A 14,065-nucleotide genomic window follows, 5' to 3' on the forward strand; every position below is an offset into this window, starting at 1 on the left:
GATTCCTCCTTAAAAAAGCCCGTTTGTTCCTCACTTATGCAAAACATAACGGACAATGACATACCCCACTCCGTAAAGCAGGAACATGGGCAGGGCAATCATGGACTGGGTGAAGATGTCCGGCGTGGGGGTGATGATGGCGCCTATCACGAAGGACAGGAATATCACGATGCGGAAATGCCGCCCCAAAAAGGCCGAACTCACTAGCCCCATCTTGCCTAAGATAGTGATAATGAGCGGCAGCTCGAACACAAAGCCGAAGGGCAGCACGAAGGTCAGCACGAAATCAAAGTAATTCCCCACGGAGAACATGGCCTCCAAATCCGCGCCCCCGAAGCCCATGAAGAACTTCACCGCCGTAGGCAGCACCAGGAAAAAGGAAAAGGCCAGGCCGATGAAAAACAGCACCACCGAAGCGGGCACGATAAGCCCCAGCACCATGCGCTCCCGCACCGTGAGGGCAGGCAAAAAGAACCGCCACACATGGAAGAACACCACCGGCAGCGCCAGCAGGAAGCCCACGAACACCGATACCTTGAGGTAGGTGAAGAAGGCCTCCGAAGGCTGCATGAAGTAGAGCTTCCCCACCGGCAAGGTGAGGTAGTGCATGATGGTCTCGATGAAATAATAGCCCACGCAGCTGCCCAGAGCCACGGCAATAAGGCTCTTGATGAGGCGGCTCCGCAACTCTGTCAGATGGGCCGTCAGGCTCATGCTGCCGTCATCGTCTGCCTCCGTCACCTCGGAGATGATCTCACCGCCCGCCTGGGCCGCCGGCAAGGCCTGCTCTGCCTGTTTGTTATTTTCTAACTCTGCCAACGCCATCAGCCCTTATCATTCTTTTCGGAGAGTTCCTTGGGCTGCTCCGTCACATTCACCATCTTGTCCTCAGACTTCTCCGGCTCCGTAGTGGCAGACTTGAACTCCCGGATGCTCTTGCCCAAAGCCTTGCCCACATCAGGCAGCTTGCCAGGACCAAAAAGCACCAGGCCGATGATCAAGATGATAATAAGTTCTGGTACACCTAAACCGAACATTATGATTCCTCCCATTTCTTATTATAAGGCCATTGTTCCAGTTTTGCCGAAGGCAAAACTTCCTCTTGGCCTTTCAACGAGGCGGGAGATATTAACTCGCCGCCTGTTAGTAAGTTACCGCCCCCACTTATAGAAGTGGGGGACATCTTGTACTCGTTATAAACAACTATTATACATTATAACGCAACTGTTCAGATTTTGTCGACAGACAAAATCTCACACATAAAAATGACCTCTCGGTTAACGACTCCGAGAGGTCTCGTCCATGCAATATCTTCCTCAACCTTTTGCATACTTGAATTATAGCATTTATTTGTCAGAAACGCAATATTTTGCTAGAATATACCCTGTTGCGGGACCACCGCCGAAAGGAGGTGGGGCCATGTTAATCTTCCTTAACCTACTGCTCTCGATAGTCGCAAGCATTGTAGCTCACTACATTTGCAAGTGGCTTGACGAGCGACAAGACTCCCGCAATTAGTATCCCCGCCTAAGGGAGTAACGAACCCAAGGGCAGCCCGGCTCAAAAGGCCGGGCCTTTTATTTATAACGCCATTGTTCAGATTTTGTCGATAGACAAAATCTTCCAATCAGCGTTTCAACGAGGCGGGAGATATGCGCTCCCGCCTGTTATGATATTCGCCCCCCCACCTATAGAGGTGGGGGACATCTTCTTCCGAGTTATATACTATCAGAAATCAATCTTGATTGCCCCCACCGGGCAGTCCTCTGCTGCCTGCAGGGCATCGTCTATGGCATAATCAGGCAGTTCCCGATACCCCTCTGCCAACCCCTGCTCTCCCATGCGGAAGCCTTCGGGGCAGGCTTGGGCGCAGAGGCCGCAGGCTACGCAAAGATTTTCGTCCACATATCCTCTCATGGCTGCCTCCTTACGCCCCTGCCGTCGAACTCCGGCACGTATTCCTCGCTGGCAGCGCGGCGTTCCTGGGTGTAGCAGCGGGTAATGCCCAGCTTCAACGCGTGCTCCACCACAGAATCGTACTCAAAGGTGGTAAGGCGGCGGCTCAAGTTCTTATGCTCTCCTGCCCTATACATGGGTGTATACTGGCTCATGAGACTTAGCTGCACCTCATCCCCAAACTCCTGCCAGAGCCAGTCCAGAATCTCCATGCTCTCATGGCGGTGTCCTGGCAGCACCATGTGACGGACGATAACGCCGCTCTCAAGACTGCCGTCCTCACGGAACTGCAGGGGCCCCACCTGATGGAACATGGCCCTGATGGCAGCTTTGGCGGTCTCTGGATAATCCTTTGCCTCAGAGTAAGCCCTTGCGCTTTCCCCGCTGAAGTATTTCAAGTCCGGCAGGTAGATATCCACCCTGCCCTTCAAGGCTTCGATAGTTTCGACTTTTTCATAAGCGCTGGAATTGTAGACCACAGGCAGGCTGAAGCCTTTGTCCCTGGCAAGGCCAAGGGCGCTGATGATCTGCGGCACATAGTGGGTGGGTGTCACCAAATCCAGCGTGGCCGCCCCCCGCTCCTGCTGCTCCAGGAAAATCTCAGCCAGACGCACCTCAGTCACTTCCTCCCCCTTGCCCCCGTGGCTGATTTCATGGTTCTGGCAGAAACAGCAGCGCAGGTTGCAATAGGAGAAGAACACCGTCCCCGCCCCCTTTTCACCCGTGAGGCAGGGTTCCTCCCAAGGATGCAGGGAGACAAGGGCCACCCTAGCCTTATCTCCTGCCCCACAGAAGCCGGTCCCCTTATATCTATCCACGCCGCAATCCCTGGGACAGAGGCGGCAGTTATGCAGATCAATAGTCATTTCTTACACGCTCCTTGGTAAAAAGGCTATCACCTGCCATAAGGGTTGGCAAGAGGATTTCTGGAATTTGTCTTAAAACTCTTTTAAGATATAATCATAGTGCTATAATAAAGTTGAAACTGCATATCAGAAGGCTTAGGCCTTTATATTGTTACATTTTTCACTATCCTAAGGAGGAATTTCATGTCCGAAGAAGAACTTGCCCAAGTGCGAAAATCCACGCCCCATTTTTTCTGGGAGCTTTTCAAATCCACCTTTCTCATCAGCGCCTTTACCGTGGGGGGCGGCTTTGTGATCATCCCCCTGCTAAGGGCCAAATATGTTGACGAATACGGCTGGCTGGACGACAAGGAAACCCTGAACCTGGTTTCCATTGCCCAGTCCATGCCAGGGGTGGTGGCCTGCAACTCTGCCATCATGCTGGGCTACCGCATGGCTGGGCTTGCTGGCACCCTCACCGCCCTTTTCGCTACCATCCTGCCGCCGCTGATCACCATTTCCATCATTTCCTGCTTCTATGAGCTTTTCGCCAACAACGAATATGTGCGCTACGCCCTGAAGGGCATGCAGTGCGGTGCCACGGCCATCATCGTGAACGTGGCTTATGACCTCCTGAAGAAGCAGCTGAAAAAGAAGCTGGCTCTGCCTCTGGCCATCATCGCGGGCACTTTTATCGCCAATTACTGCTTCGACATCAACATCATGCTGCTGGTAGTGCTGGACGGCCTTATTGGCCTCGCCTTTATGCGCAGTGCCAGATATAACTGAGGAGGCTGACTATGATTTATCTTTTGCTTTACTGGGAATTCGTGAAAGTAGGCCTCTTCTGCGTAGGCGGCGGCTATGCCTCCATGCCTCTCATCCAGGCCGCCGTGGTGGACGGCAACCACTGGCTGACCCTCAGCGAGTTCGTGGACATCTTCACCATCTCCCAAATGACCCCCGGCCCCATCGGCATCAACGCCGCCACCTTCGCCGGCATGAAAGTGGCAGGCACAGCCGGTGCCATCCTGGCCACCTTTGGCTTCGTCACCCCCTCCCTGATCCTCTGCATCATCGTGGCCAAGCTTTTCTTCAAATACGGTGACATCGGCATCATCCGCGGCATCCTGAACGGCCTGCGCCCCGCCGTCATCGCCCTCATCTGCTCCGCAGGCCTGGGCTTTATCATTCTCTCCCTCTGGAACGAAGAAACCCTGCCCGCCAGTCCCCTCGAAAACCTAGACCTCATCGGCATCATCATGCTTATAGCCACCTTCATCGCAGTACGCCTAAAGGTCAGTGTTATCAAACTACTGGCAGGCTCAGGGGTCTGCGGACTCCTGCTGGGCATGATGGGAAAATTCTTCTAAGACCTCATTTCAAAAGGGCAGTCCGATTAAATCGACATTCTACTGTTGATTTGATCGGACTTTTTTGCTATACTTCGATTAAACAAACAATCCACTGCTGATTTGATCGAAAGGTAACAAAATATGTATATAAAGCGTACTATTGAAGAAGCCATCAGGAAGATGGGCGAATCATTTCCCTGCATTGTCATATACGGTGCCAGACAGGTAGGCAAATCCACCACAATCAATCACATCTTTGGCGAAAACTACGCCAAAGTTACATTAGACGATGCAGAGGATCGCAACCTTGCCCTAAACAATCCCAAGCTGTTCCTCGAAACCTACGGCTGGCCCCTAGTCATTGATGAAATACAAAAAGCTCCTCTGCTGCTCGATGAGATAAAGAAGCGCATAGACGAACAGCGGCTAGCCTGGCTGAACAGCAACCAGACTCGACAGCTCATGTATATTCTCAGTGGCTCCAACCGCTTCGAACTCCAGCAAGGGGTATCTGATTCACTGGCCGGACGCTGCGGAATCCTGGAAATGACCTCCTTTTCCCAGGCAGAAAAGCAAAACTCCATCGGCAGCCTTTTCCAGCCGGAAATCCCCCCACTGCTCAAGCGTGAGAAACAACTGAAAATCCCCTATCGCTCCCGCAAGGAAATCTTTGCGGACATCTTCCAAGGCGGTATGCCGGACATCTGCACCCAAGTATCCGAGCGAGAACTATACTTCAAGTCCTATGTCAATACCTACATCGAGAAAGACATCCGCAAAATAATCGCCGCCGACAATGAACTTACCTTCCGCAACTTCATTTCCCTCCTGGCCCTGCGCACCGCCCAAGAATTCCATCCCGGAGAGCTGGCCAATGCCGTGGGCATCGACACCCGCACCTGCAAAAGATGGCTTTCCATACTTGAAACCTCTGGTATTATCTTTCTCTTGCAACCCTATATGGCCAAAATGTCCAAGCGCATCATCAAAGCCCCCAAAGTCTACTTCATGGATACAGGCCTCTGCGCCTATCTCTGTAAATGGCCCAATGCCGAAATGCTGGAAAGCTGCGCCATGAGTGGTGCTTTCTTCGAAACCTATGTGGTAAGCGAAATCCTGAAAAACGCCCATGCCCACGGCCTTGACCCCAAGGCTTATCTTTTCTACTACAGGGATATAGACCAGAAAGAGGTAGACCTTATCTATGTCCAGCAAGACAGTATCTATCCCATAGAAATAAAAAAAGGCCTGAACCCCAATACCCCCACCAAGAACTTTTCCGTCCTAAAAAAATATAACCAGCCCATAAAAACCGGACTGGTTATTGATACCTGCGATAAAATACGCCCTATCAACGAGGAAGCCTGGACATATCCTGTATATTTGCTTGGAATGTAAATCCTAACTTCAGCAATGGTGTATAATATTAGTATGAACAAAAATGAAAAAAGGAGGAACCATCTATGCACATCAAAGAAAACCTTCAGAAAGCCCCGCTGGGCTGGCCTTTGGCTATTGCTTCGGTGGGCACCGTGGCCACCATCTTTGCAGGCAAGAAGCTGCACCTGGCCTTTGGCACCGCCTGGGGTGTGCTGTCCCTGTGGCATGCCTGGCAGCATAGCGGCAAGATGAAAAAAGACGTGGAGCGGGCCCAGGAATATCTCCGCACAGGACTTGCCCCCGATGGGCAGCGGCCTGACGCCTACACCCTGGCCCTGGCCAGATATGCCAATCATCAGGCGTCCTGCCAGTGAGAAAAGAAAAACTGGGCAAACGACAATTCGCTGTCGTTTGCCCAGTTTTTTATTTATCAAATTTTAAGCTTGCTCCTGCACAGGCTCAACCTTGGCCATAATCACAGCCATGACTGCTGCCAGGCAGATAAAGCCTGCACCCAGGCCGGCCCAACCGTTGCCGGTGAAGCCGTCCACTACATAGCCAACCAGGCTGCAGGCGCCTACGGTCAGCACATAGGGCAGCTGGGTGCTCACGTGGTCGATGTGATGGCACTGTGCTCCTGCCGAAGCCAGGATGGTGGTGTCGGAAATGGGAGAAGCATGGTCGCCGCCTACGGCACCGGAAAGGATGGCTGCCACGCAGATCACCAGCATGGAAGTATTCTCCACACCCAGGATGGCAATGGCAATGGGAATCAAGATGCCGAAAGTGCCCCAGCTGGTGCCGGTGGCAAAAGCCAGACCGATGGACACCAGGAAGAAGATGGGAGGCAGGAACATGATGATGGAGGCATGGGCGCTGACCACACCGCCTACGAAACCGCCCAAATCAAGGTACTTGTCACTGCAGATACCGGACAGGGTCCAAGCCAGGCACAGGATAAAGATAGCCGGCGTCATGGCCTTGAAACCGCGGCTGAAGCAGTCGCAGAAGGCATTGAAGGTGACAATGTGGCGGGGCAGATAGAGCAGCCCCGTAAACACAAAGGCCACAAAGGAACCCAGCACCAAAGACTTGGAAGAATCGCAATCCGCAAAGGCATCAGCCACGCTCTTGCCTTCACCGGCAAAGAGACCGCCAGTGTAGAGCATGCCAAAGACGCAGGCGCCAATCAGCACGATCAGGGGCAAGAAAAGGTCAACCAGCTGGCCCTTGCCCTCACGGCTGAGAGCTGCGTGCTCCGTATCCTGATACTCCTCCGGCACTTCAAAATGCTCATTGCTGCGCTCCACGCTGCTGCCCATAGCGCCAAAATCCCTGCCCGTCCAGATGATGAAAGCCATGAAAGCCAGGGTCAGAAGGGCATAGAGATTGAAGGGAATAGTCTGCAGGAACAAGGAGAAGCCGTCGATCTCGCTGCCCTCCGGCAGGGAGGAACCCACGGCTGCCGCCCAGCTGGACACGGGAGCGATGATGCAGATAGGTGCTGCCGTAGCATCAATGACATACGCCAGCTTAGTACGGGCCACTTTGAACTTATCCGTCACAGGCCGCATGACCGTACCCACTGTGAGGCAGTTGAAATAATCGTCAATGAAGATGACAAGTCCTAAAAGCGCAGTCACCACCAGGGACTGGCGTGGTCCTTTGATCTGCCTGGCCGCCCACTCGCCATAAGCCCGGGTAGCACCAGAACGGGTGATGGCCGCCACCAGAATGCCAAGTATAACCAGGAACACCAGGATATTGACGTTGCCCCCCACCTTATCTCCCAAAATCTGGAACATGGTGAGGATAGATTCCAGGACGCTGCCCCCGGTAAAAAGCATGGCCCCCGCAAAGATACCAATCAACAGGGACATATAAACTTCCTTAGTCCATAGCGCCAAGATGATGGTAATCAAAGGCGGCAGGACGGCCCAAGCTGTATGTGCCATGAATACGCCTACTTTCTATAAGTTATTTTATGAATCGCATGGGTCTAATTGTATAACATTTTTTGCATAGTAGCAATACCAGCACTACAGGATTTGCAATGTATACAAATTTACAAGCATCAATTCAACTCTGAGAAAGCATCTGCCAGTTTGCCGAACTCCTCCAAAGAGAGAGTCTCACCCCGGCGGGTGGGGTCGATGCCTGCCTTTTCCATGGCATCACGCACCTGCTCCTTGGGGAAGCCGCCGCCTTTGAGGGCATTGGCCAGGGTCTTGCGGCGCTGGCCGAAGGAGGCCTTCACCACCCGGAAGAACATCTTCTCATCCTGCACCTGCACGGCAGGAGTCTCCCTTACCTTGCAGGCGATGACCACGCTCATGACCTCCGGGGCGGGAATAAAGGAACGTGGCGGCACATTCAGCACGATTTCCGGCTCCGTGTAATACTGCACGGCCACGGAAAGAGCCCCATAAGCCTTGGTGCCGGGCCTGGCTATCATGCGCTCAGCCACTTCCTTCTGCACCATGGTCACCAGCCGCTCGATAGGCAGGCGGCGCTCCAGCAGAGTCATGATGATGGGAGTGGTGATGTAGTAGGGCAGGTTGGCTGCCACCTTGAAGGTGCCCTCTCCCATGATGGAGGGAATATCAACCTTGAGGATATCCCCCGGCACAATGGTCACATTGGGGTAGGCCTTGAGGGTTTCTGCCAGCACTGCCGGCAGCTTCTTGTCCAGCTCCACCGCCGTGACCTGGGCCCCGGCCTCTGCCAGTCCCTGGGTGAGGGTGCCAATGCCCGGGCCGATTTCCAGCACCCGCTCCCCGGGCTGGATATCTGCCGCATCCACAATGCCCTGTACAATGCCTGCATCAATGAGGAAGTTCTGCCCCAGTTTCTTGCTCATGTGAAGGCCGAAAGCCTTCAGAATATGGGTAGTCACCTCACGGCTGGCAATCTTGGGCTGTACGATTTTTTCTTCTTTATCCATTCTGTCTCCTTAATCTCTATCAAGCTCTGCCACGGCGGCCTCGAATTCCTCACGGGTCACCCCGTAGTGATTCAGCCGCTTCAAAAAGGTCTTGGCATTGGCAAAGCCCAGTCCTAAGAGCTCCCCTGCCCTGGCACGGCGGGCAGAAGCCTCAGCCCCACCGGAAAGACCTGCCATGATGAGGTCGCTGCCGCTGAACTCATTGGAAGGCTCAAAGCTCAGGGTATGCACCTTGGCCAGCGCCTTGCGGATGGCCTCCGGCCCTGCCTGCTCAATGCCGATATCATCGTTGGCAGTGGCATCTTCCACAGGCACAAAGGCATGCTTGGCCTCCGGGAAGCGCTTGGTGAGATACTGGCGTATGCGCTCACCAGCCGAATCCGGGTCGGTAAGGATGATAATGCCCCGCTTCTTGTAGGCCTGTTCGATATTCTTCAGGGCAGCGGGCTTCAGGTTGAAGCCCTCGGTGATGATGCAGTCTGCCTCCACCGCTTTGTTGATGGCAACTACGTCCATCTTGCCCTCGACTACTAATACTTCCTTTATCAATGTCTTGCTCCTTAAATCATGCCAGCGTTTCCTGTACGGCTCTATAAACCTCAGCATGTATATTCTCTATGGACAGGGGATTTCCTTCCACGCTGCATTTCACTTTTGCCCAGCCGTATTTTTCTGCCAGTTCCAGATATGCTTCATGGCAGCGGTGCAGGTATTCCTTGTCCTTTTCGTGGATATCCGACTGGCCTGTGACCTTCGCCCTTTCAGCAATGAGCCTGTCTGCCGCCTCAGGTTCCATATCCAGGAAGACCACCTTGTCAGGCACAGGCAGCCCCAGCTTGTTGAATTCATAATCCCAAAGCCATTCAAGGAATTTCTCCCGTTCTTCCGGATCTGTCAATTTGACCGCCTGATGCACCATATTGGAGGTGGTATAGCGGTCTGCCAGGATAATATCCCCGGCCGCGTAATATTTCTGCCACTTCATGCGATAGGAGGCATAGCGGTCTGCCGCAAAGAAGGTGGAAGCGGCATAAGCGTTCACATCCTCCGCATGACCGCCGAAGTCTCCCCGCAGATACATGCGCACCAGCATGGAACCGTCCGCTTCATAGTCGGGGAACTCCACCTTATGAACCTTCCTGCCTTCAGCCAGCAGCCTTTCATAGAGCTTTTTGGTCTGGGTAGCCTTGCCGGAGCCGTCCCCGGCTTCTATGATAATCAGTTTTCCCTTGCTCATTTTTCCTTGACCACCTTCAACGTCTTCAGCTTCGTATCCTCCGGGCCCACGATTTTCATGCCCAGGGCCTGCTGTGTCCCGATATAATCAAGCATCTCCCGGCTTATCCTCTCCCCGGGCACCAGCAGGGGCACACCCGGCGGATAGAACATGACCTGCTCTGCAATGATCCTGCCTGCGGCTTCCGCAAAGGCAACCTTCTCCTTCTCTGCAAAGAAAGCCTCCCTGGGAGTCAGTTCCGCTTCCTGCCACAAGGAAGCCTCAGGAGGCAGGCAAGACCGCAGGGGCTTCTTCCCCAGTCTCCTGGCGTGCCTGCTCAAGGCTTGCAGGGCTTCCAACAGCCTTGCCCCCTGAGCTTCCCCATCTGCATAGGAAATTATGAACAGCAGGTTCCAGCTATCGGACAGCTCGCATTGCACCTTTTCCTCAAACCTCAGGTAATGCTCTGCCTCCAGCCCCGAAATGCCCAGCTCCTTCACCTGCACCGTGATTTTCGTCAGGTCCAGGCCGCAGGCACCCGGCGTGCAGAAATCATCTGCCCCCGGCGACCACAGGCCCTCTATCTTATTGATTTCCTCTCTGAGTTTCCTGGACAGGGCCACCGCCCTGCCCACCAGCTCACTGCCCTGCTCTGCCATCTGCAGGCGGGCAATGTCCAGGGAAGCCAGCAAGAGCTGGTTGGGGCTGGTGGACTGGAGCAGGCTCATGCTTTCCCTGAGCCTTTCCCTGTCCAGCTTCGTTTCCTTATTCACCAGCAGCATGGAAGTCTGGGTCATGGAGCCCAAAATCTTGTGGGTGCTGAGGGCTGCTGCATCAGCTCCGGCAGCGATGGCTTCACTGGGCAATCCTTCAGAAAAAGGAAGATGAGGCCCGTGGGCCTCATCCACCAGCAGCAGCATATCACGGCTGTGCAAAAAATCCGCTATAGGCTTCAAATCCACCGCAGTGCCGTAGTAAGTAGGATAGACCAGCACCACCGCCCTGGCCTCCGGGTTAGCTTCCACCGCCTCTTGCAGGGCCTCAAGTCCAAGGCCCACAGGAATACCCAGCCTTTCATCTATCTCCGGCTGAAGATACACCGGCCTTGCCCCGGAAAGTATCAGTCCCCCGATAATGGAGCGATGGGCATTGCGGGGCACCAGCACCTTGTCGCCGGAGGAAAGTGCTCCCAGCAGCATGGCCTGCACCGCCCCGGTGGTGCCGTTGATGCAGAAATAAGCCTGTCCTGCCCCATAGAGCTCCGCTGCCAGCTTCTGGGCTTCGGCAATGCACATGGAGGGCTCATGGAGGTCATCCAGTTCCTCCATCAGGGAGACTTCCTCCCTCAGGCCTTTTTCTGTAATCAGCTCCTGCAGCAGGGGGTGGGCTCCCAGGCCCTGCTTATGCCCCGGGGTATGGAAGGCCAAAGCCCCATCCTCCCGATATTTCTTCATGGCCTCCGCTATGGGAGCACAGAGTTTTTTCTTTTCCATATCCATCAATGCTTGCGTTCCTTTTGGCCAAGCGCCTTCCGTTCAAGTCTCAAATGCACTCTCGTCCCCTCGCCGGGAGCGGAAAGCACCTTGAGCTGGGCGCCAATAATGCGGGCCCTTTCCTCCATGCCAATCATGCCAAAGTGGCCCAGCGCATCTTCCTTCTTGGTATCCTCTGCATTTTCGCCAGCAGGCTCTTCCGCTGCTCCCGCTGACTCAATCTCAGCCCAGCGGGCCTCAGGGTCGAATCCTGCCCCCTTGTCCTCCACCAGCACAGACAGCGCCGCTCCCGTATAGAGCAGGCGCACTTTCGCCTCCTGCACTCCGGCATGGTGGACGATGTTGTTCAGCGCTTCCTGCACAATACGGAACACCGCAATCTCAGCATGCTTGGGCAAATCATAGACATTCCCGTCTACGGAAAAGTCCGTGGCAATCATGCCCCTGATGGCAAGGCGCGACACCAGTTGCTGCAGAGCAGGCACCAAGCCCAAATCGTCAAGTGCCATAGGACGCATATCAAAGATAATCTGCCGGACGCTGCCCAGGCATTCCTTGATCTGCAGCCGCAATTCCTGCAAGGTGCGCCTTGCTTCCTCTATATCCTTGTCCATAAGCTTTTCTATGATGGAAGTCTGGATCAGCATATTGGCCATATCCTGGGCAGGACCGTCATGGATTTCCCTGGACATGCGGTAGCGTTCTTCTTCCTGTGCCTTGATGACCCTGGCGCCTACGAACTGCTCCTTCTGCACCGCCTCTATTTTCCACATGACACCACTGACCTGGGAAGCGAGATAAGAAAAAACTGAACCTATGGCCAGAGCCAGATGCTCTGCCTGGTCCAGCATGATGCCCAGCTTCCTCAGCCGCAGTTCCAGCTTGTCCCGGCGCTCCCTTAGGTCTGCCTCCTTCTCCCGCTCCACGCCTAGAGCCACCTGGATATCCTTGACCTTCTCATAGGTAGCCTTGATGCTTTCCTCTGAGTACTGGGCAAAGTTGCCGCTCACCCGCACCAGGTTCTGCTTCTCGCGTTGCTCTTCTTTGGCCAGGCTGTCCACCCTGTCAATGGTCTCCCTGGCCCTGGTCTTGAGCTCTGCCAGCTGCTGCTTGCTGCGTTCCACCTCGTCCCTTGCCGTCTCGTAAATCTCGAAAATCTGCGCCTTATTGGACTCGATGGTATCTATGGTGTTGTTCAGGATAGACTTCAGAGCATCCGTGCTAAGATTCCCTGCTTCATCCAGGAATTCTTTGCTCTTTCCCATAAGTTTACCTTACTTTCCCTCGCCGTTATCCTGATTATGCTTCTTCAGGAACATCTTCAGCACCACAAAGGCCAGCAAAGCCCCGGCCAGCATATAGGCATCCCCGGCGTGGAACACCGCATCCCAGCCCCTGTCTTCCACCTTTACCGCTATGGCACCGATTACCAGGATAACTACCAATATATTTGAAATGACCTTGCTGTGTTTCTTCAGGAATTCTATTTCAATCTCCTCCTATCATTATTCATACCCACCTAGTGTATCTCAAGCAGGGCTTTTCTGCAAGGATAATATAGCCCCCGACTTGCTTTTAAGTCCATTTGCCCTTAAAATAGTAGGGAGAGCTTAAATTTTTGCAATTATACAATCGAAAGGTGATACAAATGAGCATTTTTTCCCGCTTCCTGCCGAAGCGCAAGCCCCCCGAGATAAAGAACAACATTCCGAAGGAAAAGGCCAATATCCGCAAGACCTTCGGCATCTATTGCCACAAGCACCACGACACCTCCGGCGACAAGCTGTGCCCCAAGTGCACGGCCCTGCTGGCCACGGTCATGACCAAGATGAACCGCTGCCCCTACGGCATCACCAAACCCATCTGCGACCGTTGCGACCGTCCCTGCTTCGGCACCAAGCAGACCCACGACTTCCTGACTATCATGAACTCCACCAGCACCAGCATGTTCCTGCGTCATCCCATCATGGCCTTCAAGCACAAGCTGGCCAGCATGGGGGTTGACTACGCCAAGTACCAGCAGCAGAAGAAAGTGGATGACAAGGCCAAGGCCAAAGAGAAGTCCAAGGATAAAAAGGAAAAGAAATAATTGCCACTGTCGGAGAGCTTCAGCCCTCCGGCAGTTTTTCTTTGCCCTGAGAAGTTTTTGTAACATTTATCACAGAATATTTATCCCCGATATGATAGCATGGTGAAGAATACACAGAAAGGGTGTTGCACATGGGCAAATGGGGCGTGTTTTACTCCTCGGTGACGGGAAACACGAAGATGATAGCAGAGAAAATCGCAGAGGCCGCTGGCGGAGCTGACTTGCTGCCGGTGGAGGAAATGCCGGAGGATCTGTCCGGCTATGAGGTAGTGGCTCTGGGGTACTGGCTGCGGCTGGGCGGGGCTGACCCCAAGATGATGAGGTACCTGCCCAAAGTCAAAGACAGCACGGTGATACTCTTTGAGACCCACGGCACCGACCCGGGCAGCGAGCACGCCGTCACCGCCTACGCGCGGGCAGCGTACCTGCTGGGCGAAGGCTGCGAAATCCTGGGCACCTTCGGCTGCCAGGGCAAGATAAATCCAGCCCTTATAGAGAAGCGAAAAAACTCCTCCCCCGATGACCCCCACGGCGGCACCGCAGCCATGGAGCGCTGGAAACGGGCGGCAAATCACCCCAACGAAGAAGACTTTTCCGCCGCCGCAGACTTCGTGGCCCAGATGAAACGCAAGCTAGTGCTCCGGCAGAAATACCGGGAGCATAAGCAATAACGAGGTTGTCCAACCTCGTTGAAACACCAATTGGAAGATTTTGCCTACGGCAAAGTTTTAACAATTGTGTTATAAATCCCCCATTACAACTACACACACGAAGAAGTCCGGCAGAG

The 14,065-nt window shown here is 54.0% G+C and carries 17 protein-coding genes; 6 read left to right on the top strand and 11 right to left on the bottom strand.

The features are described from left to right. Window positions 1-30 precede the first annotated feature (30 nt). From tatC to P159_RS0102370, 4 genes are all read right to left on the bottom strand, one after another. Window positions 31-780 (bottom strand): twin-arginine translocase subunit TatC, encoded by a 750-nt coding sequence (tatC, locus tag P159_RS0102350; RefSeq protein ID WP_318253501.1) that lies wholly within the window; start codon window positions 778-780, stop codon window positions 31-33. A gap of 44 nt (window positions 781-824) precedes the next feature. After that, on the bottom strand, window positions 825-1,037 hold the full coding sequence (gene tatA / locus P159_RS0102355; protein WP_029541070.1) for a twin-arginine translocase TatA/TatE family subunit: 213 nt from the start codon (window positions 1,035-1,037) through the stop codon (window positions 825-827). Between the two features lie 691 nt (window positions 1,038-1,728). Beyond that, a complete protein-coding gene (locus P159_RS0102365; protein WP_029541072.1) occupies window positions 1,729-1,917 on the bottom strand; it encodes a ferredoxin in 189 nt (62 codons plus the stop codon). Beyond that, window positions 1,914-2,822, bottom strand: coding sequence for a radical SAM protein (locus P159_RS0102370; RefSeq protein WP_029541075.1), 909 nt, complete (start codon window positions 2,820-2,822; stop codon window positions 1,914-1,916). The genes P159_RS0102365 and P159_RS0102370 overlap by 4 nt, the downstream gene beginning before the upstream one ends. Window positions 2,823-3,005: 183 nt before the next feature. Between P159_RS0102370 and P159_RS0102375 the strand changes: the two genes are divergently transcribed. From P159_RS0102375 to P159_RS0102390, 4 genes are all read left to right on the top strand, one after another. Beyond that, window positions 3,006-3,590, top strand: a complete 585-nt coding sequence (locus P159_RS0102375; RefSeq protein WP_029541078.1) for a chromate transporter — start codon at window positions 3,006-3,008, stop codon at window positions 3,588-3,590. 11 nt (window positions 3,591-3,601) lie between these two features. Next, window positions 3,602-4,174, top strand: coding sequence for a chromate transporter (locus P159_RS0102380; RefSeq protein ID WP_029541080.1), 573 nt, complete (start codon window positions 3,602-3,604; stop codon window positions 4,172-4,174). Window positions 4,175-4,297: 123 nt separating this feature from the next. Continuing rightward, window positions 4,298-5,554: a DUF4143 domain-containing protein gene (locus P159_RS0102385; protein ID WP_029541082.1), complete on the top strand. Its 1,257-nt coding sequence runs from the start codon at window positions 4,298-4,300 to the stop codon at window positions 5,552-5,554. Between the two features lie 65 nt (window positions 5,555-5,619). Then, window positions 5,620-5,910, top strand: a complete 291-nt coding sequence (locus P159_RS0102390; RefSeq protein WP_029541084.1) for a hypothetical protein — start codon at window positions 5,620-5,622, stop codon at window positions 5,908-5,910. A 63-nt stretch (window positions 5,911-5,973) separates the two neighbouring features. On the opposite strand, the gene P159_RS0102395 is transcribed toward P159_RS0102390, so the two are convergent. From P159_RS0102395 to P159_RS20450, 7 genes are all read right to left on the bottom strand, one after another. Beyond that, on the bottom strand, window positions 5,974-7,491 hold the full coding sequence (locus P159_RS0102395) for a Na+/H+ antiporter NhaC family protein (protein WP_029541086.1): 1,518 nt from the start codon (window positions 7,489-7,491) through the stop codon (window positions 5,974-5,976). 119 nt (window positions 7,492-7,610) lie between these two features. Next, window positions 7,611-8,480: a 16S rRNA (adenine(1518)-N(6)/adenine(1519)-N(6))-dimethyltransferase RsmA gene (rsmA, locus tag P159_RS0102400; RefSeq protein ID WP_029541089.1), complete on the bottom strand. Its 870-nt coding sequence runs from the start codon at window positions 8,478-8,480 to the stop codon at window positions 7,611-7,613. Window positions 8,481-8,489: 9 nt separating this feature from the next. Next, window positions 8,490-9,029: a ribonuclease M5 gene (gene rnmV / locus P159_RS0102405; RefSeq protein WP_029541090.1), complete on the bottom strand. Its 540-nt coding sequence runs from the start codon at window positions 9,027-9,029 to the stop codon at window positions 8,490-8,492. A 16-nt stretch (window positions 9,030-9,045) separates the two neighbouring features. Beyond that, window positions 9,046-9,717, bottom strand: coding sequence for a thymidylate kinase (locus P159_RS0102410; RefSeq protein ID WP_029541093.1), 672 nt, complete (start codon window positions 9,715-9,717; stop codon window positions 9,046-9,048). Continuing rightward, window positions 9,714-11,195: an aminotransferase class I/II-fold pyridoxal phosphate-dependent enzyme gene (locus P159_RS0102415; protein ID WP_029541095.1), complete on the bottom strand. Its 1,482-nt coding sequence runs from the start codon at window positions 11,193-11,195 to the stop codon at window positions 9,714-9,716. The genes P159_RS0102410 and P159_RS0102415 overlap by 4 nt, the downstream gene beginning before the upstream one ends. Continuing rightward, entirely contained in the window at window positions 11,195-12,454 is a 1,260-nt protein-coding gene (locus tag P159_RS0102420; protein ID WP_037376843.1) for a sensor histidine kinase, read from the bottom strand. The genes P159_RS0102415 and P159_RS0102420 overlap by 1 nt, the downstream gene beginning before the upstream one ends. A 9-nt stretch (window positions 12,455-12,463) precedes the next feature. Further along, entirely contained in the window at window positions 12,464-12,634 is a 171-nt protein-coding gene (locus P159_RS20450) for a hypothetical protein (protein WP_185753580.1), read from the bottom strand. A gap of 203 nt (window positions 12,635-12,837) precedes the next feature. Here P159_RS20450 and P159_RS0102430 point away from each other — a divergent pair, with 203 nt between their 5' ends. After that, the gene (locus tag P159_RS0102430) at window positions 12,838-13,278 is read left to right on the top strand and encodes a nitrous oxide-stimulated promoter family protein (protein WP_029541100.1); all 441 of its coding nucleotides are present in this window, start codon (window positions 12,838-12,840) and stop codon (window positions 13,276-13,278) included. Between the two features lie 131 nt (window positions 13,279-13,409). Further along, complete coding sequence (locus tag P159_RS0102435; RefSeq protein WP_029541103.1) at window positions 13,410-13,949, top strand: flavodoxin family protein; 540 nt, start codon at window positions 13,410-13,412, stop codon at window positions 13,947-13,949. The last annotated feature ends 116 nt before the right edge of the window (window positions 13,950-14,065 follow it).

It is taken from the genome of Selenomonas sp. AB3002, from assembly GCF_000702545.1.
Taxonomy (GTDB): domain Bacteria; phylum Bacillota; class Negativicutes; order Selenomonadales; family Selenomonadaceae; genus Selenomonas_B; species Selenomonas_B ruminantium_A.

What these genes read in the sequence shown, in the direction of transcription:
- tatA (WP_029541070.1), bottom strand. Translation starts at nt 1,037, where the DNA reads ATGTTCGGTTTAGGTGTACCAGAACTTATTATCATCTTGATCATCGGC.
- P159_RS0102365 (WP_029541072.1), bottom strand. Translation starts at nt 1,917, where the DNA reads ATGAGAGGATATGTGGACGAAAATCTTTGCGTAGCCTGCGGCCTCTGC.
- P159_RS0102370 (WP_029541075.1), bottom strand. Translation starts at nt 2,822, where the DNA reads ATGACTATTGATCTGCATAACTGCCGCCTCTGTCCCAGGGATTGCGGC.
- P159_RS0102375 (WP_029541078.1), top strand. Translation starts at nt 3,006, where the DNA reads ATGTCCGAAGAAGAACTTGCCCAAGTGCGAAAATCCACGCCCCATTTT.
- P159_RS0102380 (WP_029541080.1), top strand. Translation starts at nt 3,602, where the DNA reads ATGATTTATCTTTTGCTTTACTGGGAATTCGTGAAAGTAGGCCTCTTC.
- P159_RS0102385 (WP_029541082.1), top strand. Translation starts at nt 4,298, where the DNA reads ATGTATATAAAGCGTACTATTGAAGAAGCCATCAGGAAGATGGGCGAA.
- P159_RS0102390 (WP_029541084.1), top strand. Translation starts at nt 5,620, where the DNA reads ATGCACATCAAAGAAAACCTTCAGAAAGCCCCGCTGGGCTGGCCTTTG.
- P159_RS0102395 (WP_029541086.1), bottom strand. Translation starts at nt 7,491, where the DNA reads ATGGCACATACAGCTTGGGCCGTCCTGCCGCCTTTGATTACCATCATC.
- rsmA (WP_029541089.1), bottom strand. Translation starts at nt 8,480, where the DNA reads ATGGATAAAGAAGAAAAAATCGTACAGCCCAAGATTGCCAGCCGTGAG.
- P159_RS0102410 (WP_029541093.1), bottom strand. Translation starts at nt 9,717, where the DNA reads ATGAGCAAGGGAAAACTGATTATCATAGAAGCCGGGGACGGCTCCGGC.
- P159_RS0102415 (WP_029541095.1), bottom strand. Translation starts at nt 11,195, where the DNA reads ATGGATATGGAAAAGAAAAAACTCTGTGCTCCCATAGCGGAGGCCATG.
- P159_RS0102420 (WP_037376843.1), bottom strand. Translation starts at nt 12,454, where the DNA reads ATGGGAAAGAGCAAAGAATTCCTGGATGAAGCAGGGAATCTTAGCACG.
- P159_RS0102430 (WP_029541100.1), top strand. Translation starts at nt 12,838, where the DNA reads ATGAGCATTTTTTCCCGCTTCCTGCCGAAGCGCAAGCCCCCCGAGATA.
- P159_RS0102435 (WP_029541103.1), top strand. Translation starts at nt 13,410, where the DNA reads ATGGGCAAATGGGGCGTGTTTTACTCCTCGGTGACGGGAAACACGAAG.